We start from the raw sequence: 20,032 nt of genomic DNA, 5'->3' as shown, positions 1-20,032 counted from the left end.
CATGCGACAATATGCATGGCGGGGTCGGCCAGACAGTCGCGTCGTTCGCAAGGGCGACGAGGAAAGTCCGGGCTCCACAGGGCACGGTGCCAGGTAATGCCTGGGCGGCGCGAGCCGACGGAAAGTGCAACAGAAAGATACCGCCGAACGGTTCTTCGGAACGCGTGGCAAGGGTGAAATGGTGCGGTAAGAGCGCACCGCGAGTCTGGCAACAGACCGGCACGGCAAACCCCACCGGGAGCAAGACCAAATAGGGACCTCATGACGCGGCCCGCGTCGGGTCCGGGTAGGTTGCTCGAGCGTAACGGCGACGTTGCGCCTAGAGGAATGACTGTCCAAGACAGAACCCGGCTTATCGGCCGGCTCCGCCGCTTTCATCTTCGCTTTGCTTCGATGAAAGCCCCAAAACTTGCTTCGCAAGTTTCGGGCCCCGGCTTGTGCGCCCAATTCCCCGCCGCTGTCGCGGCGCCCCCTTTACTAAAGGGGGCTGTTACTCCGCTCGCGCGACTGGTCGTAGGTCGGGGCTACGTCCCCGACGCGCGGGCTCCGCATCACGCGTCGTTGGATAGCGTGGTTTCGCCTTCGAAAACGCCGTCGGGGCCGAATCTGCGTTCGCTTATGTAGCCGCGTCCTTCGTAGTCGATGGCGATGATCGTGCTGGCGCGGGTGCCGTAGACGGGGCCGCGGATGAAAGCGGAGGAGAGTTTCCGCTCCAGTTCCAGGCCTACGCCGGTATCGGGCAATTCCGCATCGGCGGCGACGCGTTCGTCGGCCAGGGCATGCCACAACGGTTGCGGGTCCACCGCATCGGTTTCAGACCACTTCCGCATCGCTTCGCAAAGGCGTTGCGTCTTCGGCCACGCAATATCGAAACCGCCATTGGACATGCCATGGATGCCCGGCGCGATAGTGCGATGCTCCAGCGCCGGATGGTTGCCGATGTATTCGCACGAATCCGCATCGGCGATCAGCAGATTGAACGGCGAGTAATCCCGCGCGCCCGCCATAAGGTCGCGGGCATGGCGGGCGGCGTCGGCGGCGGTGCCTTGCAGGAAACCCACCGGCAATGCCCCGCGCGAGGGTCCCGAAATCGTCTGCGCCAGCGGATCGCGCACGTTGGTGACCACGGCGACACGTCCGCGCCTCTCGATTCCTACCCAGGTGCCTCCGGACTGCAGATCGCGGCCGGCCCGGATGCCGGCCGGCTCCGGCCACAGGGCCAGTGGGGCCGTGGGGCGGGCATGGAATTCGTCGCGATTGCCGGCCATCAGCAACCGCCAGCGGGGGTGGACTTTCCAGGCGACCGCAACCAGGCACATGCCGCGATTCTCGATCCTCGCGCAATCGGCTGCCAGTGGGGAGATCTCAGGAGTCCATGAGATTCCGGCCGTTCACATCGCGTCCACAGGCATGAATCCTGGCTCAATCTCAAAATTTGAGACTAAACAGCATCTTGTGGATAACCTTTGAACAAGTTTGTGAAGTATGCCGCAAGCCATTGAAGTACAAGATGATTTATTCCTGTCTTCCCTGTTGACAACCTTCCGGCCGGTGCTAAGGTGGGCATCAGAGGGAAAACCGGGTTATTAGTGGTTTTTCGTGGTTCAATTGCCGCCTTCCAGCGGATTTCGTGGGTGCAGGGGTCGTGTTCCAAGGTGAGACCGCCATCACAGTTGACGACAAGGGCCGGTTGGCGGTGCCCACCGCCTATCGCGAGCTTGTCGCGCGCGAATGCGGCAACCGGCTGGTGATCGCCTACAACCCTTTCGAGCTGGGCTGCCTGTACCTGTACCCCGAGAAGGAATGGCAGCGTGTCCGCGATTCGGTCAATGCGTTGCCCAGCACCCAGCGTGCGCACCGCAACCTGCAGTTGAAGCTGGTGGGCGCGGCGACGCCGGTGGAGCTGGACGGCAACGGCCGTATCAGCATTCCGGCCAGCCATCGCAGCGCGGTGGGCATCGAGAAAAAAGCCGTGCTGCTGGGCATGGGCGACAAATTCGAATTGTGGAGCGAGCAGGCGCATCACGCGCAGATCCGTCAGACCTTGTCCGACGACGATCTGAGCGAGCACATGCTCGACCTGAAGCTGTGACGGACGGTGCCCGGGTGCGCGGTCAAGCGCAAGCCGGCCACCTTCCCGCGCGGCATCTGCCGGTGATGTTTGAGCAGGTCATGGAAGGGCTGCAGGTGCGAGAGAACGGAACCTACCTGGATGGCACCTTCGGGCGCGGCGGACATGCGCGCGGCGTGCTGCAAAAACTCGGCCCGGGAGGCCGGCTGCTGCTGATGGACAAGGATCCCGAAGCGATCGCACATGCCGAACAAGAGTTCGCGAGCGATGCGCGGGTGAAGATCCGTCGCGGCAGTTTCGCCACGCTCGCCGAATGGGAAGCGACTGCCGCCGGACTCGACGGAATCCTGCTCGACCTCGGCGTCTCTTCGCCGCAATTGGACGTGGCCGAACGCGGTTTCAGCTTCGGCAAGGACGGTCCGCTGGACATGCGCATGGACCCCGACGCTGGCGAGAGCGCGGCCGAATGGCTCGCGCGCGCCGACGAGGCGGAGATCGCCGACGTGCTGTGGACCTATGGGGAGGAGCGGCTCAGCCGCCGTATCGCGAAAGCCATCGTCGCGCGCCGCGCCGAAAAGCCGTTCACCCGTACCGCCGATCTGGCCGATCTGCTGGGTGCGGTGGTGGGGCGCGGCAAGCACGACATCAATCCGGCCACGCGCAGCTTCCAGGCCATCCGCATCCACATCAATCGCGAGTTGGCCGATCTGGAAACCGGCCTGGACGCTGCGCTCGACCGCCTGAAGGCCGGCGGCCGCCTGGCCGTGATCAGCTTCCATTCGCTGGAAGACCGGATCGTCAAGCGATTCATCGCCAAGCACGCGAAGGCGCCTCCGGCCAATCGCCGCTTGCCGGACCTGGACGTATTCGTGCCCACACTCAAGGCCATCGGCGATGCGCAGCGCGCCGATGCCGCTGAGACCTCCGCCAATCCGCGCGCGCGCAGCGCGGTGTTGCGAGTGGCGGAGAAGCTGGGAATAGGAAGTGGAGAATCGGGAATAGATAAGGGCAAGGGCCAGGACAAGGGCTTTTCCCGATTCCCGATTCCCGATTCCCGATTCTCGGCCGCGGGAGCGGCCCGGTGAGCCGCTTCCTGCTGGTGGTGTTGATCCTGGGCAGCATCGCCTCGGCGATCGGCGTGGTCTATGCGCGTCATCGCCACCGCCTGTTGTTCGTGGAACTGTCGCGGCTGGAGAAGGTGCGCGACGAACTGAATATCGAATTCGGCCGCCTGCAGCTGGAGCAGGCGACCGTGGCGGAAAGCAACCGCATCGACCAGATCGCGCGCATGCGCTTGGGCATGAAGTTTCCGGAAGCCGCCGATGTCGTGGTGGTGCGCCCATGAAGAGCCGCGACAAGAACAACCAGGCTCCGCGCGGCCGCAACCGCGCACGCTTCAACCTGCGCGGCCGGGTGCTGCTGGTGGTGTGCGCGCTGGGACTGTGCTCGGTCAGCCTGATCGGCCGCGCCGCCTACGTGCAGCTGGTCAATCGCGATTTCTACCAGCGCGAAGGCAACGAGCGCTTCGTGCGCAACATCGAGATCCCGACCTCGCGCGGCATGATCACCGACCGTAACGGCGAGCCGGTGGCGGTGTCTTCCCCGGTCGAATCGATCTGGTGCGACCCGCAGGAGTTGTTGAAAGCCCCGGACCGTTTGCCGGAGCTGGCGCGCGCCCTGGGCGAGCCGCTGGACACGCTGACCAGCCGGGTCAGCCAGCGCGCGGAAAAAGAGTTCTATTACCTCAAGCGCCGGATCAACCCGGACGAGGCGAAGAAGATCCTGGCCCACGGCGTACCCGGCGTGTACTCCAAGCGCGAGTACCGCCGCTTCTATCCGCAAGGCGAAGCGATGGCGCATGTGCTGGGCTTCACCAATATCGACGACCGCGGCCAGGAAGGCGTGGAGCTGGCGTTCGACGAATGGTTGCGCGGCACTCCGGGCGCGAAGAAGGTCATCCGCGACAACCGCGGCCGCATCGTGGAGAACGTGGACCTGGTCCGCCAGGCGCAGCCGGGCAAGGATCTGACTCTCAGCATCGATCGCCGCATCCAATACCTGGCCTATCGGGAGCTTCGCAACGCGCTGATCTCCCACGAGGCCACCGCGGGTTCTGCGGTGGTTCTGGACGTGGCTACTGGCGAAGTGCTGGCCATGGTCAACTTGCCCACGTTCAATCCCAACTCGACCTCGTTGGGCAAGCCGGACGCGCACCGCAACCGCGCGGTGACCGATCTGTTCGAACCCGGCTCGACCGCCAAACCGCTTACCGTCGCCGCCGGGTTGGAAGCGGGCGTGATTACGCCCGCGACGATATTCAATACCAATCCGGGCTGGATGCCCAACGGCAAGTACCGCACCACGGACACTCACAATTACGGCGTGCTCGACACCACGGGCGTGATTCGCAAGAGCTCCAACGTGGGCGCCGCAAAGATCGCCCAGCGGCTGGAAAACCGCCAGTTCTACGACTTCTTCCGCAAGATGGGTTACGGCCAGAGCACCCGCAGCGGCTTCCCGGGCGAAGCGTCCGGGTTGTTCCCGGCGCCCAATCGGTGGAGCGGCACCAGCAAACAGACCATGTCCTACGGCTACGGCATTGCGGTCACGCCGCTCCAGGTCGCGCACGCCTACGCGACGCTGGCCAACGGCGGACGTGCGATCCAGCCGACCTTCGTCAAGGGCGAGCGCAACGAACCCAAGCAGATCCTCGACCCGGTGATCGCCGCCGAGGTGCTGAAGATGATGCAGACGGTGACCGAACCCGGCGGCACCGCGACCCAGGCTGCGATCCTCGGCTACCACGTGGCCGGCAAGACCGGTACCTCGCGCAAGGCCTCCGGCGGCGGGTATTCGCGCAAGTACCTGTCGTTCTTCGCTGGCGTAGTGCCGGTGGACAACCCGCGCTTCGCGATGGCGGTGGTGGTGAACGAGCCGAGCCAGGGTTCCTACTACGGCGGTCTGGTCGCCGGTCCTGTCTTCCACAACGTGATGGAAGGCGCGTTGCGCTTGATGGACGTGCCGCCGGACGACATCGAAACCTGGATCGCGGCGCAGGAAAAGGCCGATGGCAAGCGCGGACTTGCCGCCGTGCCGGCAGCCGCCATACCCGCCGAAGTACATGCCGCGCTGCCCGTGCCGCTGCCGGGTGACGTGCAATGAGGCGCGCCATGGCCCTGGCCGATCTGTTGCCGGAGATGGAGATTCCGCGCGACATCGTGATCCGTGGACTGGTGCTGGACAGCCGCCACATCGAACCGGGCGATGCGTTCGTCGCCATCGCCGGATTCGGCGCGCACGGTCTGGGTTTCGTCGAACAAGCACAGGCCGCAGGCGCCAGCGCGATTCTGTTCGAGCCGCCGGCACCGGCCGAATTCGATGTGCCCGCCGATGCGATCGCCGTGCCCGGCCTGCGCGCGCGCATGGGCGAAATGGCCGACCGCTTCCATGCGCGCCCGTCGCGCGACATGTCGATGGTCGGCGTCACCGGCACCAACGGCAAGACTTCCACCGTGCAACTGCTGGCGCAAGCCTGGCATCTGCGCGGCCTGCGTGCGGCCAGCATCGGCACGCTGGGCGCAGGGCTTTACGGAGAAGTCGTTCCTACGGGTTTCACCACGCCGCTGGTGCTGCAGATGCATGCGCTGCTGGCGCAGTTGCGCGATGCCGGGGCCAAGGCGGTGGCGATGGAAGTGAGCTCGCACGCGTTGGATCAGGGCCGCGTCGATGCGGTGCATTTCGATGTCGCCGTGTTCACCAATCTCACCCGCGACCATCTCGATTATCACGGCGACATGGCCGGCTACGGCGCGGCCAAGGCGCGGCTGTTCGCCTGGCCCGAATTGCAGGCGGCGGTGATCAATCTCGACGATGCGTTCGGTCGCGAACTGATGGCGCAGCTGCCGGAAGACCTGCGCGCCATCGGTCTGAGCTCGCGCGACGAAACCGAAGCCAGCGTGCGCGCAAGCAATCTGCGTCTGGACGCGAACGGCATCGCCTTCGACCTGACGGTCGAAAACGATTGCTACGGCGTCCAGTCCAAGCTGCTGGGCCGTTTCAACGTCGACAACCTGCTGGCGGTGGCCGGCGCGTTGCATGCGCTGGGCGATGCGCCCGCCGACATCGCGCGCACGCTGTCGAAGCTGCAGCCCATCCATGGCCGCATGAACCGCCTGGGCGGCGACGGCCAGCAGCCGCTGGTGGTGATCGACTACGCGCACACGCCCGATGCGCTGGAACAGGCGCTGGCCAGCCTGCGCGACCACGCGCCTGCGCGGCTGATCTGCGTGTTCGGTTGCGGCGGCGAGCGCGACGTGGGCAAGCGCCCGCTGATGGCCGCCTGCGCCGAACGGCTGGCCGACCGGGTGATCGTGACCGACGACAATCCGCGCGGCGAAGACGGCGATGCGATCGTCGCCGACATCCTGGCCGGCTTCGCCAGACCCGGATCGGTAACCGTGCAGCGCGACCGTGCGCAGGCGATCGCACGCGCGATTGGAGAAGCCGGGGCGAACGACATCGTGCTCATCGCCGGCAAGGGCCATGAGCCTTATCAGGAAATCGCCGGCGTGCGCCACGAGTTCGACGATACGGCGGTCGCCCGCCAGTGCCTGGAGGTGCGGGCATGAAGCGGCTTCCCCTGTCGCTGCTTGCGCACTGGGCCGGCGGCGAACTGCGTGGCGAGGATCTGCTGGTCGACACGCTGACCAACGACACGCGCAGCCTGATGCCTGGCAGCCTTTATGTCGCGCTGCGCGGCGAGCGTTTCGATGGCCACGATTTCGCCTACGACGCGGCCATGCGCAACGCCGCCGCCTTGATGGTCGATCACCCGGTGGAAGTGGAACTGCCGCAGATCGTCGTTGCCGATACCCAGCTGGCGCTGGCGCGCATCGCGACCAGCCTGCAGCTGGACCGCGGCGGCAAAGCCATCGCCATCACCGGCAGCAACGGCAAGACCAGCGTCAAGGCCTTGACCGTGGCGATCCTGCAGCGCGCCGGCAACACCTATTTCAATCCCGGCAACCGCAACAACGAGATCGGGCTGCCGCTGGCGGTGATCGATGCGCCGGACGACGCGGATTTCTCCATTTACGAAATGGGCGCCGGCAAGCCGGGCGATATCGCCTACCTGACCGACATCGTCGTGCCCGACGTGTCGCTGGTGAACAATGTCGCCGCCGCGCACCTGGAGCGCATGGGCAGCCTGATGGGCGTGGCCCAGACCAAGGGTGCGATCTACTCGGCGCTGGCCGTGGACGGCGTGGCCGTGATCAATGCCGACGACGCGTTCGCCGAGTACTTCGCGGGTCTTGCCGCCGGCCGGAAGATACTGCGCTTCGGTCTGGACTCGACTGCCGATGTCACCGCGCGGAATATCGTGGCCGGCGTCGACGGCTCGCGATTCCTGCTGGTCGCGCCGCAAGGCGAAGCGGCCGTCGAATTGCCGCTGCCCGGGCGCCACAACCTGCTCAACGCATTGGCCGCCGCGTCTCTCGCATTGGCGAGCGGCGTGGCCTTGGCCACGATCGTCGAAGGGCTGGCCGCAAGCAAGCCGGTGCCCGGCCGTCAGGTCGCGCATGTGCTGGCCAACGGCGCCGTGTTGATCGACGACAGCTACAACGCCAATCCCGGTTCGCTGGCAGCCGCCATCGACACGCTGGCCGCGGCCGGTGGCGAAGCCTGGTTGGTGCTGGGCGACATGCGCGAGCTCGGCGACGAAGGCCAAGCGCTGCATGCCGATGCAGGGCGCAAGGCCAAGGCCGCGGGCCTGCGCCGCCTGTACACGCTGGGGCCACTGAGCGCGGCCGCCGCGCAGGCCTTCGGCGAAGGCGCGCGCGGTTTCGAAACGCATAAAGAACTGGTCGATGCCTTGCGCGCCGACCTGATGCAGGCAGCGCAACCGCAGGGTCTGCGCTGCCTGGTGAAAGGATCGAGGGGAAGCGCGATGGACCGCATCGTCACCGCACTGCTGTCCAAAGGGGAGGGCGCATCGCATGCTGCTTGAATTGACACGTTGGCTGCAGCAGCTGGAAAGCCTGTTCGGCTTGTTCGGCTACCTGACTTTCCGCGGCATCCTGGCGGCGCTGACCTCGCTGTTCCTGTCGCTGTGGATGGGTCCTGCGGTGATCCGCCGGCTGGCCCAGTTCAAGGGCGGCCAGCCGATCCGCCAGGACGGCCCGCAGACCCATTTCACCAAGGCCGGCACGCCGACCATGGGCGGCGCGCTGATCCTGATGACGGTGCTGTTGTCGGTGCTGCTGTGGGGAGACCTGCGCAACCGTTATGTCTGGGTGGTGTTGCTGGTGATGCTGGCCTTCGGCGCCATCGGCTGGTACGACGACTGGATCAAGATCGTCAAGCGCGATCCCAATGGCTTGAAGTCGCGCTGGAAGTACCTGCTGCAATCCATTTTCGGGTTGGGCGCCGGCATCTTCCTGTTCATGACCGCCGATCCTTCGGTGCCGGCCTCGACCACGTTCTATATCCCGATGATCAAGAGCGTGGCCTTGCCGCTGGCCGGCATCGGCTTCATCGCCATCGCGTATTTCTGGATCGTCGGTTTTTCCAACGCGGTCAATCTGACCGACGGCCTGGATGGCCTGGCGATCATGCCCACGGTGCTGGTGGCCTGCGCGTTGGGCGTGTTCGCCTACGCCTCGGGCAACGCGGTGTTCTCCGCCTATCTGCAGATCCCACAGGTGCCGGGCGCCGGCGAACTGGTGATCATCTGCGCGGCCATCGCCGGCGCGGGTCTGGGCTTCCTCTGGTTCAACACTTATCCGGCCATGGTGTTCATGGGCGATATCGGCGCGCTGGCGCTGGGCGCGGTATTGGGAACGGTGGCGGTGATCGTGCGCCAGGAACTGGTGCTGGTGATCATGGGCGGCATCTTCGTCATCGAAACGCTGTCGGTGATGATCCAGGTGGCCTCGTTCAAGCTCACCGGCAAGCGCGTGTTCCGCATGGCGCCCATCCATCACCATTTCGAATTGAAGGGCTGGCCCGAGCCGCGCGTGATCGTGCGTTTCTGGATCATCTCGGTGGTGCTGGTCCTCGTCGGCCTTGCGACGTTGAAGGTGCGTTGATGAACGGCGCGCCCATCAACAATCCGCCACGCCAGGCCACGCGACTGGAGGCCATCGGCGGCCGCTACGATCCGTGGCTGCTCGGGGTGACGCTGGCGCTCACCGCGCTTGGCGTGGTGATGGTCGCGTCCAGTTCGATCGCCATGGACAGCAATCCCTTCTACTACCTGACCCGTCACCTGGTGTTTCTGGGCCTGGGCATCGGCCTGGCCTATGTGGCCATGCGCACCGAACTCAAGACCGTCGAACACTACAACCAGTGGCTGCTGCTGGCCTGTTTCGTACTGCTGCTGCTGGTGTACGTGCCGGGCCTGGGCAGCAGCGTCAACGGCGCGCGGCGCTGGATCAATCTGGGCGTCTCCAAGTTCCAGGTCGTGGAAGCGGTGAAGGTGCTCTACATCGTGTGGCTGTCCAGCTACCTGGTGCGCTTCCGCGACGAAGTGAACGCCACCTGGCCGGCGATGCTCAAACCGCTGGGCGTGGCGGTGGCGCTGGTCGGACTGCTGTTGCTGCAGCCGGACTTCGGCTCTTCCACGCTGTTGCTGGCGATCACCGCCGGCATGCTGGTGCTGGGCGGCGTGAATCTGCCGCGCATGTCGGCGCCGATCGTGATCGGCCTGCCGATCTTCGCCTTCATCGCGATCCTCGAACCGTACCGCATGCGGCGCATCACTTCTTTCATGAATCCGTGGGAAGACCAGCTCGGTTCCGGCTACCAGCTCAGCAACGCGCTGATGGCCGTCGGCCGTGGCGAGTGGTGGGGCGTCGGCCTGGGCGGTTCGGTGCAGAAGCTGAACTACCTGCCGGAAGCGCACACCGACTTCATCTTCTCCGTGATCGGCGAGGAGCTGGGTTTCGTCGGCGTTTGCGGCGTGATAGCGCTGTACGCGCTGCTGGCCGGCCGCGCTTTCCATATCGGTTTGCGCTGCGTGGAAATGCGCAGGCACTTCGCCGGTTACTGCGCGTTCGGCATCGCGCTGTGGATCAGCATGCAGAGCTTCGTCTCCATCGGCGTCAACCTGGGCCTGCTGCCGACCAAGGGTCTGACCCTGCCGCTGATTTCGTCGGGCGGCTCCAGCGTGCTGATGACTTGCGTGGCGATGGGATTGCTGCTGCGGGTTTCCTACGAACTCAATCGCGCCGAACGCCAGGTCGCTTTGCTGCGCGGCGAAGCGGCGCCGGTCGCGGAAGCGCCAGCGCCGGCCGCGCCCGCCGCCGCGACGCAAGCGCCGGCGCGCGGCACCAGCCGGCTCAACCCCCGCGTCGAACCGACCTTCGAGAGGATCGCATGAGCGCACGCAGCGACGCGCCGGTGATGATCCTTGCAGGCGGCACTGGCGGCCATATCTTCCCTGCGTTGGCGGTGGCCAAGGTGCTGCGCGCGCGTGGCGTACCGGTGACCTGGCTGGGCGCCGACGGTGCGATGGAAACGCGGTTGGTCCCTCAGCACGATATTCCGTTGGACACCCTCGCCATCTCCGGCGTGCGCGGCAAGGGCAAGCTCGCCTTGCTGGGCGCGCCGCTGCGCATCCTCAAGGCGATCCGTGGCGCGGGTGCGGTGTTGCGCCAGCGTTCGCCGCGCGTGGTGGTCAGTTTCGGCGGCTTCGCGGCGGGTCCTGGCGGCATGGCGGCGCGCTTGCAGGGCCGCCCGCTGCTGGTGCACGAACAGAACCGCGCGCCCGGTTTCACCAACCGTGTGCTGGCGAAATTCGCCCGACGCATCCTCACCGGCTTTCCCGGCAGCTTCCCCGCTCGCGAAGAAGCGGTGGGCAATCCGGTGCGCGGCGAAATCGCCAGTCTGCCGGTACCCGCACAACGTTTCGCAGGGCGCGCAGCGCCGCTGCGGCTGCTGGTGCTGGGCGGCAGCCAGGGCGCCCGCGCCTTGAACCTGGCGCTGCCGCAGGCGCTGTCGGCGCTCTCGGAATTCCGGATCGAAGTGCGCCACCAGTGCGGCGAGAAGATGCGCGAGGAAGCGGTGCGCGCTTATGCCGAAGCCAATGTGGCTGCCAGCGTGGAAAGCTTCATCGCCGACATGGCCGAAGCCTATGGCTGGGCCGACCTTGTGGTCTGCCGCGCGGGCGCGTCCACGCTGGCCGAGCTTTGCGCCGTCGGCATCGGCAGCGTGCTGGTTCCTTTCCCCGCTGCCGTCGACGACCACCAGACCAAGAACGCGATGTATCTGGTCGAACGCGGCGCCGCTGTCCTGTTGAAGCAGGACCAGCAGCTGGCGGCGAATCTGCAACAAGCCCTCGGCGAACTCGCCGCCGATCCCGCCCGCCGTCTGGCGATGGCCGACGCCGCGCGCTCGCTGGCCAAGCCCGATGCGGCCGAACGCATCGCCGACATCATTCTCGAAGAATCAGCATTGGAACGCGCCGCATGATGATGGCCGCCGCACGCGAACGCCGCTTGCAACACACGGGCAATCTGGCCCAGGAATTCCGCCGCGTGCATTTCGTGGGCATCGGCGGTTCCGGCATGAGCGGCATAGCCGAAGTGCTGTGCACGCTGGGCTATGAAGTGTCCGGCTCGGACAACGCCGACAACGCCGCCACGCGCCGGCTGGCGTCGCTGGGCGCGCGGGTGATGCGCGGGCACAACGCGTCCAACGTGCTGGGCACCGATTGCGTGGTGGTCTCCAGCGCCATCAAGCACGACAACCCGGAACTGATGGAAGCGCGCTCGCAGCGCATCCCGATCGTACCGCGCGCGGCGATGCTCGCCGAGCTGATGCGTTTCCGCCGCGGCATCGCCGTCGCCGGCACCCACGGCAAAACCACCACCACCAGCCTCACCGCAGCGGTGCTGAGCGAAGGCGGGCTGGATCCCACGTTCGTGATCGGCGGCCAATTGCTCGCCGCCGGCGCCAACGCCAAGCTCGGCGACGGCCAGTGGCTGGTGGCCGAGGCCGACGAAAGCGACGGCAGTTTCCTGCGCCTGAATCCGCTGATGTCGGTCATCACCAACATCGACGCCGATCACCTGGAGAACTACGACAACGATTTCTCCAAGGTCCAGGCCGCCTTCGCCGAATTCCTGCAGCGCCTGCCGTTCTACGGGCTGGCGGTGCTGTGCATCGACGATCCGGAAGTGGCCGCATTGGCAGCCGACACGCCGCGGCACGTGATGAGTTACGGCTTCGCCGAGAACGCCGATGTGCGCGCCGAGGACGTGACCCAGGAAGCCGGATGCATGCGCTTCACGCTGCGCCTGCCCGAAGATACGCAGGTGCAGGTCAAGCTCGCTTTGCCGGGCCGCCACAACGTGCAGAACGCGCTCGCCGCGGCCTGCATCGGTTGGCAGCTGGGCGTGGCGCCGCAGGACATCGCCAATGCGCTGGAGAAGTTCTCCGGCATCGGCCGCCGCTTCAACGACCTGGGCGAAATCGCCACGCCGACCGGTGCGCGCGTGCGTCTGGTCGACGACTACGGCCACCATCCCCGCGAACTCGCCGCGGTATTCGCCGCCGCGCGCGGCGGGTGGCCGGACAAGCGTCTGGTCGTCGCCTTCCAGCCGCACCGCTACAGCCGCACGCGCGACCAGTTCGATGCGTTCGCCGCGGTGCTTTCCGAAGTGGACGTATTGGTGCTGAGCGAAGTCTATCCGGCCGGCGAAGCGCCCATCGCCGGCGCCGACGCCAAATCGCTAGCGCGCGCCATCCGCGCGCGCGGCCGCAACGAGCCGGTGGTGGTCAGCCAGGTGTCCGAACTGGCGGGCGTGCTGCCCGATGTGCTGCAGGACGGCGATCTGCTGCTGCTGATGGGCGCCGGCGATATCGGCCATGTCGCACAGGACATCGCCGCACATGGTTTTGGAGGAAGCGGGCATTCAATGGACAAGCACGAATGAGCAAGTACGAATTCCCCATGCTGCGAACCGCCGATCCGAAAGCCTTCGGTCGTGTCGCCGTGCTGCTCGGCGGCACCTCCAGCGAACGCGAAGTGTCGCTGGACTCGGGCCGCAACGTGCTGGAAGCGCTGCAGTCGCGCGGCATCGACGCAGTCGCCGTGGACGGGATACCGGCCCTGGCCGAGGCGCTGGTGCAGAAGAAATTCGACCGCGTGTTCAACATCCTGCACGGCCACAAGGGCGGCGGCGAAGACGGCATCGTGCAGGGATTGCTGGAAACCTTCGGTGTTCCCTACACCGGTTCGGGCGTGCTCGGTTCGGCGCTGAGCATGGACAAGGTACGCACCAAGCAAGTGTGGTTGTCGCTGGAGCTGCCCACGCCGCGTTACGTGCGCCTGCTGCCAGGCGACGACGTGCATGCGGCTGCGAACAGGCTCGGCCTGCCCGTGATCGTCAAGCCGGCCAACGAAGGCTCCAGCGTCGGCGTGACGCGGGTGTTCGAGAAGGGCGACCTGGACGCGGCCGTCGAGCTGGCGGCCCGCTACGACGGCGAATTGCTGATGGAGCAGATGGTCGTCGGCGACGAACTTACCGTCGCCATCCTGGGCGAGCTGGCGTTGCCTTCGATCCGCATCGTGCCCAAGGGCGAATGGTACGACTACCACGCCAAGTACAAGGCCGAAGACACGCAGTACCTATGCCCCGGGCTGGAAGGCGCCGACGAAGCCGAAATCGGCCGCATCGCGCTGGCCGCGTTCCAGGCGGCGGGTTGCCGTGGCTGGGGCCGCGTGGACGTGATGCGCGACCGCGCCACCGGCAACTTCTACCTGTTGGAAGTGAACACCGCGCCCGGCATGACCAGTCATTCGCTGGTGCCCAAGGCGGCGAAGCAGGCCGGCATCGGTTTCGAAGAACTGTGCTGGCGCATTTTGGAAACCACGCTATGAAACCGGGAATCGGAAATAGGGAATGGAGAATGGAGGAAGCGCGAGCCCTGTGCTCGTCCATTCCCTGTTCCCGATTCACCATTCCCGGCTCCGAAGGAGCCAACGCATGAACGCCGCGCTGCGCATCTTCACCTGGTTGCTGGCATTGGCGCTGGTCGTCATGCCCGTGGTCGCGGTGATGAACGGCTGGATCGGCGCCGAGCGCTGGCCGCTGACCAAGCTGCGCGTGCATGGCGAGTTCAAGCGCGTCGACCCCGCCCAATTGCAGGCGGTGGTGCTGCCTTACGCCAAGCCCGGCTTCTTCGCCGTGCGTCTGCAGAACGCGCAGGATGCGGTGGAAAAACTGCCGTGGGTCGAACGCGCCGAAGTGCGCAAGCGCTGGCCGGACGTGATGGAAATAGAAATAGTCGAGCACAAGCCGTTCGCGCGCTGGGGCGCCGATCGTCTGCTGTCCGAACACGGCCGCCTGTTTCCCGTTCCCAAAGGCATGCAGTCCGATGCGTTGCCGCTGCTCGGCGGCCCCGATTCGCAGGTGCAGGAAGTGGTGAAGCTCTACAACGAATCGCGCGGGCTGTTCGCGCCGATCGGCTTCAAGGTCGACAGCCTGGTCATGGACCGGCGCGGCAGCTGGTCGCTGGCCCTGAGCAACGGCACCCGGGTGGTGGTGGGCCGCGCCGATGCGCGCCCGCGCCTGGGCCGCTTCGCGCGGATGCTGCCGCAACTGCTGGCGCGCAATGCGTCGCCGCTGGAGCGTGCGGACCTGCGTTACACCAATGGTTTTGCATTGAGCTGGTCGACTACGAAGCCAGCCGTTCCGGGGGCTTCGTCCTCCATTCCTGCCGCCGCTGGCGGCACGTTACAGACGCAGGCAAGCACATGAACCGCAAGGGCGACAAATCGCTGATCGTCGGTCTCGACATCGGCACTTCCAAGGTCACCGCATTGGTCGGCGAATACTCGCCGGGCAACCCCATAGAAGTGATCGGCATCGGTTCGCACGAATCGCGCGGGCTCAAGCGCGGCGTGGTGGTGGACATCGAATCCACCGTACAGTCAATCCAGCGCGCGGTGGAAGAAGCCGAGTTGATGGCCGGCTGCGAAATCCGTTCGGTCTACGCCTCGATCTCCGGCGCGCACGTGCAATGCAAGAACTCGCCCGGCATCGTGCCGATCCGCGACGGCGAAGTGACCTGGGGCGATCTGGACCGCGTGCTGGAAGCGGCCAAGGCCGTGGCCATTCCCGCCGACCAGAAGATCCTGCATGCGATTCCCCGCGAGTACGTGCTGGACGATTCGCAGGAAGGCATCCGCAATCCGGTCGGCATGACCGGCGTGCGCCTGGAAGTGCACGCGCACCTGGTGGTCTGCGCGCAGTCGGCCGCGGCCAACATCAGCAAGTGCGTGCAGCGCTGCGGTCTGCAGATCGACGATCTGATCCTGTCTTCGCTGGCCTCCAGCGTGGCGGTGCTGACCTCGGACGAACGCGAACTCGGAGTGGTGCTGGTCGACATGGGCGCGGGCACCACCGACCTGGCCGTGTTCGTGCAGGGCGCGATCTGCCACACCGCATCGCTGCCCATCGCCGGCGACCACGTCACCAACGACATCGCGCACATGCTGCGCACGCCCACGCCGGAAGCCGAGCAGATCAAGGTCCGCTACGCCTGCGCGCTTGCGCAGCTGGCCACTGCCGAAGAAAGCATCCAGGTGCCCAGCGTCGGCGACCGTCCGCCGCGCCGTCTGCCGCGCCATTCGCTGGCGCAGGCGGTGCAGGGCTGTTACGAGGAAATCTTCGAGATGGTGCAGGCCGAGCTGCGCCGCTCCGGTTTCGAGGAACTGGTGCGCGCGGGCATGGTGCTGACCGGCGGCGCTTCGAAGATGGAAGGCGTGGTCGAACTGGCCGAGGAAATGCTGCAGATGCCGGTTCGCATCGGCATTCCCCAGCACGTCACCGGGCTGGGCGAAGTGGTCGGCAACCCGGTGCACGCCACCGGCGTGGGCCTGTTGCTGATGGGTAGCCAGATAGAGCATCCGCGGCGTCCGTCATTGCCTCTGGGCAAGACCGGCAGCCTGCTCAACAAATTGAAGAACTGGTATCGCGGCGAGTTCTGAGCCGCGCAAAGAGTTAAGCGCATCCGCGACGGCGCGGGTGGGTGAGGCGGGGAGGGAAAGACGGGGATTGAGCGGCAAACCGATTGATTGCGATACACAACATAACTATTACGAGGACATGGACATGGCACATTTCGAACTGGTTGAAAGAATGGCTCCCAACGCGGTGATCAAGGTCATCGGCGTGGGCGGCGGCGGCGGCAACGCGGTCGCGCACATGGTCAGCAGCAGCGTGGAGGGCGTTGAATTCGTCACCGCCAACACCGACTCGCAGGCCATCAACAACTGCGGCGCCAAGACCCAGCTGCAGCTGGGCGGCAACGTCACCAAGGGCCTGGGCGCAGGCGCCAATCCGGAAGTCGGCCGCCAGGCCGCGCTGGAAGACCGCGAGCGCATCATCGCCGCGCTCGATGGCGCCGACATGGTGTTCATCACCGCCGGCATGGGCGGCGGTACCGGTACCGGCGCCGCACCGGTGGTCGCGCAGCTGGCCAAGGAAATGGGCATCCTGACCGTGGCCGTGGTCACCAAGCCGTTCCCGTTCGAAGGCCGCCGCCGTATGCAGGTGGCGTTGAAGGGCATCGAGGAGCTCAGCCACCACTGCGATTCGCTGATCACCATTCCCAACGAAAAGCTGATCACCGTGCTGGGCCGCAACGCCACCATGATCCAGGCCTTCCGCGCCGCCAACGACGTGCTGCTGGGCGCCGTGCAGGGCATCGCCGACCTGATCGTGCGCCCGGGCCTGATCAACGTCGACTTCGCCGACGTGCGCACGGTGATGAGCGAGATGGGCCTGGCCATGATGGGCACCGGCTCGGCACGCGGCGACGACCGCGCGCAGGCGGCGGCCGAAGCGGCGATCCAGAACCCGCTGCTGGACGACGTCAACCTGTCCGGCGCCAACGGCATCCTGGTCAACATCACCGCCGGCCCGGATTTCACCATGGCCGAGTTCGACGAAGTGGGCCGCACCATCGAAGGCTTCGCCGCCGAAGATGCGACCGTGGTCCTGGGCACCGTGCTGGACCCGGACATGCAGGACGAAGTCCGCGTCACCGTGGTCGCCACCGGCCTCAACCGCACCGCCGCCGTCCGCCAGCCGCTGGGCCGCGGCGACAGCCACGGCCTGCGCGAACCGATGCGTGCGCCGATCAAGCTGGTCCGCGACGCCACCACCGGCATGGCCTATGACGCCAACGCCATCATGGATCCGGTGGCCAACGCCGTCGGCGGCCTGGGCCTGCGCCGCGGCAGCGCCGAACCGGCCTCTTCGCCGGCGGCCTCGCCGGCTACCGCCGATCTGCCGGGCGATTACCTGGACATCCCGGCGTTCCTGCGCCGCCAGGCAGATTGATTCAGACCCTCTCTCCGGATGGGGAGAGGGGGTAGTAAGTAGTTGGTCGCCGACGCCTCCGGGCATCGGCGATGGAGCAGTGTCCTGTCCCTTCGCTGCCGGGCTGTCCGGCCCGGCAGCTTTTTGCCCTCCTGGTCCCGCCGCCGGGCATTGTTTCAACCGTGGGACGGATCGATTCTTCCGTTAAGATTCAGGCACCTGCGTGCTATTCTCGCCGGCCATTCGACACTTGTTACAGTCTCGTCCCCAAATGACCCAGCAGCGCACCCTCAAGAATGTGATCCGCGCCACGGGCGTGGGGCTGCATAGCGGGGAAAAGGTCTACATGACCCTGCGTCCGGCTCCGGTGGACAACGGCATCGTGTTCCGCCGCGTGGACCTGGATCCGGTGGTGGAGATTCCGGCCAATGCCGAGCTGGTGAGCGAGACCACCCTGTGCACCGGCCTGAGCCGCGAAGGCGCCAAGGTCATGACCGTCGAACATCTGATGTCGGCGATGGCCGGCCTGGGCGTCGACAACGCTTTCGTGGAACTGTCCTCGGCCGAGCTGCCGATCATGGACGGTTCCGCCGGTCCCTTCGTATTCCTGCTGCAGTCCGCTGGCGTGGTGGAACAGGACGCGCCCAAGCGCTTCCTGCGCATCAAGCATCCGGTGGAAGTGCGCGACGGCGACAAGATCGCGCGCTTCGTGCCGTACGACGGTTTCAAGGTCGGCTTCACCGTGCAGTTCGACCACCCCATGATCCCCGCCTCGCAATCGCGCGCGGAGATCGATTTCTCCACCGCCGCCTATACCAAGGAAGTCGCGCGTGCGCGCACCTTCGGTTTCATGCGCGACCTGGAATACATGCGCGAGCGCAACCTGGGCCTGGGCGGCTCGATGGACAACGCCATCGTGCTGGACGAGTTCCGCGTGCTCAACGACGACGGCCTGCGCTACGCCGACGAATTCGTGCGCCACAAGATCCTCGACGCCATCGGCGATCTGTACCTGGCAGGGCACCCCATCCTGGGCGCATACGAAGGCTTCAAGTCCGGCCACGCGCTCAACAACAAGCTGGTGCGCGCCCTGATGGCCGAGCGCCGGGCCTGGGAAGAAGTGACCTTCGAAGCGGCGGCCGGTCCCGCCCCCGTGGTTTACGGCAGTCCCGCACTCGCCGTCTGAACCCCCGTCTCCGGCGGAGAGCCGGATTTGGACGGAACTGTGAACCCAATGACATTCATGGCCTTGGATTCACAATAATTTAACTATTCGATAACGAACGCATTGCCTTTGCTGGGTACCATGCTTCGGCCTGTGCGCGCCGGATTCAACGTTTGGCCCGGCCGCCCCGGTGTTCAGGATTGGGGTCCTTGCCCTCATTGGATCCGGCGGAGTCCGGGTCGTCCAGGGATGCCAAGGCGGCTTTGAGCGCATTGCGCGAAGCTTCCGACATGGGTTTTACAGCAAGTCCGGCCGGCTCAGGCCGCTGGAAAGGGGCTGTTGTAGTCTTCGCAACCACTTCGGTGGCTGCAAACCCGATGGATCGGGCCAAGTCGATCAGTTCGGGTGCGGCAAGGCGCAGTTTGGCGTGCCACACCGGAGAATCGACGATAAAAACGAGTTTTCCGCCGGTCGCGTTCCCCAGCCTGCAATGGGGGGACAGGGCAGGCGGCAGACAGGGGCGAAGTTGCTGTTCCAGCGCGTCGAGCCATAAGGCCCTGCGCACCGGGTCGGTGGCGGCATCCGACATCGCAGCCTGCAAGGCGGGCTGTGGGGATGAAGCGCGACGCGGTTGGGACTTCGAATCAGACATCGGTATCTATGATCTTTCAAACCATCGTAAACAATTCGCGCGCCGGCATGGCCCATTTCGTGGCCAGCAAGTCCCATCAGGCCCGTGTATTCATGTATTCCCGTCCGCTCGCCAGCATCGGCATCCTCCTGGTTTCCGGCCTTCTGCTGGGTTTCGGCGGGCGCAGCCTGGCCGGTATGGCCCAGGTCTCGATGCTGCAGGCCAAGGCCGACAAGCAGCAGGCCGAGCTGGACCAGGTCCGTCGCGGCGCCCAGCAGGAAGTCAACGCCATGGCCGCGCGCCTGGGTGAGCTGCAGGCCCAGGCCAACCGCCTCAATGCGCTGGGCGAACGCCTGACCCGGGTCGGCCAGCTGCAGGACGGCGAATTCGACTTCGACAAGCCGGTGGGCGTGGGCGGTAACGACCAGAGCTTCGACATGGAGCCCCGCGCGCTGAACGCCGGGGTGACCCAGCTGGAGCGCCAGTTCGCCGCTTCCGGCAAGCAGCTGTCGGTACTGGAAGCGCTGCTGTTCAACCGCGAGTTGGACAAGAACGCCACCCCCTCGCGCATGCCGATCGCCAACAGCTACATCACCTCCGGTTTCGGCGGCCGCGCCGATCCGCTGGGCGGCGGTAGCCAGTACCACAGGGGCATCGATTTCGAAGCCGACGTGGGCGACCCGGTACTGAGCGTGGCCGACGGCGTGGTCAGCTTCGCCGGGGTCAAGAGCGGCTACGGCAACGTGGTCGACATCGACCATGGCAACGGCTACGTGACCCGCTACGCGCACAATTCGCGGCTGGTGGTGCGGGTGGGCGATCTGGTGCGGGTG

At 66.0% G+C, this 20,032-nt stretch carries 18 protein-coding genes and 1 other RNA gene; 17 read left to right on the top strand and 2 right to left on the bottom strand.

All coding sequences use genetic code 11. The features are described 5' to 3' along the window. The first annotated feature begins 20 nt into the window (after window positions 1–20). Window positions 21–371, top strand: an RNA gene (rnpB, locus tag CSC73_RS17290) — RNase P RNA component class A. 180 nt (window positions 372–551) lie between these two features. Here the strand turns inward: rnpB and CSC73_RS17285 are convergent. Beyond that, entirely contained in the window at window positions 552–1,319 is a 768-nt protein-coding gene (locus CSC73_RS17285; protein ID WP_163843002.1) for an NRDE family protein, read from the bottom strand. A gap of 326 nt (window positions 1,320–1,645) precedes the next feature. Here CSC73_RS17285 and mraZ point away from each other — a divergent pair, with 326 nt between their 5' ends. The 15 genes from mraZ to lpxC all read left to right on the top strand — a co-directional run bounded on the left by mraZ (window position 1,646) and on the right by lpxC (window position 18,589). Then, window positions 1,646–2,092, top strand: a complete 447-nt coding sequence (mraZ, locus tag CSC73_RS17280; RefSeq protein ID WP_093286856.1) for a division/cell wall cluster transcriptional repressor MraZ — start codon at window positions 1,646–1,648, stop codon at window positions 2,090–2,092. A gap of 14 nt (window positions 2,093–2,106) precedes the next feature. Next, a complete protein-coding gene (gene rsmH, locus CSC73_RS17275) occupies window positions 2,107–3,156 on the top strand; it encodes a 16S rRNA (cytosine(1402)-N(4))-methyltransferase RsmH (protein ID WP_163842999.1) in 1,050 nt (349 codons plus the stop codon). Beyond that, window positions 3,153–3,416 (top strand): cell division protein FtsL, encoded by a 264-nt coding sequence (gene ftsL, locus CSC73_RS17270; protein WP_093286859.1) that lies wholly within the window; start codon window positions 3,153–3,155, stop codon window positions 3,414–3,416. Before rsmH ends, ftsL begins: the two co-directional genes overlap by 4 nt. Continuing rightward, complete coding sequence (locus CSC73_RS17265) at window positions 3,413–5,233, top strand: peptidoglycan D,D-transpeptidase FtsI family protein (protein ID WP_163842996.1); 1,821 nt, start codon at window positions 3,413–3,415, stop codon at window positions 5,231–5,233. The genes ftsL and CSC73_RS17265 overlap by 4 nt, the downstream gene beginning before the upstream one ends. Then, entirely contained in the window at window positions 5,230–6,699 is a 1,470-nt protein-coding gene (locus CSC73_RS17260) for a UDP-N-acetylmuramoyl-L-alanyl-D-glutamate--2,6-diaminopimelate ligase (protein WP_163842995.1), read from the top strand. The genes CSC73_RS17265 and CSC73_RS17260 overlap by 4 nt, the downstream gene beginning before the upstream one ends. Continuing rightward, entirely contained in the window at window positions 6,696–8,078 is a 1,383-nt protein-coding gene (locus CSC73_RS17255) for a UDP-N-acetylmuramoyl-tripeptide--D-alanyl-D-alanine ligase (RefSeq protein ID WP_163842992.1), read from the top strand. The genes CSC73_RS17260 and CSC73_RS17255 overlap by 4 nt, the downstream gene beginning before the upstream one ends. Next, the gene (gene mraY, locus CSC73_RS17250; protein ID WP_163842989.1) at window positions 8,068–9,159 is read left to right on the top strand and encodes a phospho-N-acetylmuramoyl-pentapeptide-transferase; all 1,092 of its coding nucleotides are present in this window, start codon (window positions 8,068–8,070) and stop codon (window positions 9,157–9,159) included. The genes CSC73_RS17255 and mraY overlap by 11 nt, the downstream gene beginning before the upstream one ends. Before the next feature lie 14 nt (window positions 9,160–9,173). Next, window positions 9,174–10,451, top strand: coding sequence for a putative lipid II flippase FtsW (gene ftsW, locus CSC73_RS17245; protein ID WP_163843116.1), 1,278 nt, complete (start codon window positions 9,174–9,176; stop codon window positions 10,449–10,451). Beyond that, window positions 10,448–11,542: an undecaprenyldiphospho-muramoylpentapeptide beta-N-acetylglucosaminyltransferase gene (gene murG / locus CSC73_RS17240; RefSeq protein ID WP_246197561.1), complete on the top strand. Its 1,095-nt coding sequence runs from the start codon at window positions 10,448–10,450 to the stop codon at window positions 11,540–11,542. Before ftsW ends, murG begins: the two co-directional genes overlap by 4 nt. Then, complete coding sequence (gene murC / locus CSC73_RS17235; RefSeq protein ID WP_163843113.1) at window positions 11,542–13,008, top strand: UDP-N-acetylmuramate--L-alanine ligase; 1,467 nt, start codon at window positions 11,542–11,544, stop codon at window positions 13,006–13,008. The genes murG and murC overlap by 1 nt, the downstream gene beginning before the upstream one ends. Further along, window positions 13,005–13,955: a D-alanine--D-alanine ligase gene (locus tag CSC73_RS17230; RefSeq protein ID WP_163842986.1), complete on the top strand. Its 951-nt coding sequence runs from the start codon at window positions 13,005–13,007 to the stop codon at window positions 13,953–13,955. Before murC ends, CSC73_RS17230 begins: the two co-directional genes overlap by 4 nt. Window positions 13,956–14,061: 106 nt before the next feature. Next, entirely contained in the window at window positions 14,062–14,835 is a 774-nt protein-coding gene (locus CSC73_RS17225) for a cell division protein FtsQ/DivIB (RefSeq protein ID WP_163842981.1), read from the top strand. Further along, the gene (ftsA, locus tag CSC73_RS17220) at window positions 14,832–16,067 is read left to right on the top strand and encodes a cell division protein FtsA (protein ID WP_163842978.1); all 1,236 of its coding nucleotides are present in this window, start codon (window positions 14,832–14,834) and stop codon (window positions 16,065–16,067) included. Before CSC73_RS17225 ends, ftsA begins: the two co-directional genes overlap by 4 nt. A gap of 124 nt (window positions 16,068–16,191) precedes the next feature. Next, window positions 16,192–17,424 carry a cell division protein FtsZ gene (gene ftsZ, locus CSC73_RS17215; protein ID WP_163842976.1) on the top strand — a complete coding sequence of 411 codons (1,233 nt, stop codon included), beginning with the start codon at window positions 16,192–16,194 and terminating at the stop codon, window positions 17,422–17,424. Window positions 17,425–17,674: 250 nt separating this feature from the next. Further along, window positions 17,675–18,589, top strand: coding sequence for a UDP-3-O-acyl-N-acetylglucosamine deacetylase (gene lpxC, locus CSC73_RS17210; protein WP_163842973.1), 915 nt, complete (start codon window positions 17,675–17,677; stop codon window positions 18,587–18,589). A gap of 145 nt (window positions 18,590–18,734) precedes the next feature. Here the strand turns inward: lpxC and CSC73_RS17205 are convergent, their stop codons facing one another. Further along, window positions 18,735–19,220, bottom strand: a complete 486-nt coding sequence (locus CSC73_RS17205; protein ID WP_163842971.1) for a DciA family protein — start codon at window positions 19,218–19,220, stop codon at window positions 18,735–18,737. Between the two features lie 8 nt (window positions 19,221–19,228). Between CSC73_RS17205 and CSC73_RS17200 the strand changes: the two genes are divergently transcribed. After that, window positions 19,229–20,032, top strand: an 804-nt coding sequence (locus CSC73_RS17200; RefSeq protein WP_163842968.1) for a M23 family metallopeptidase, incomplete at its 3' end; no start/stop codon positions are given.

Origin of the sequence: Pseudoxanthomonas sacheonensis, assembly GCF_010093305.1 — a bacterium.
Taxonomy (GTDB): Bacteria; Pseudomonadota; Gammaproteobacteria; order Xanthomonadales; family Xanthomonadaceae; genus Pseudoxanthomonas_A; species Pseudoxanthomonas_A sacheonensis.
This window is presented reverse-complemented; position numbering and strand designations above follow the sequence as displayed.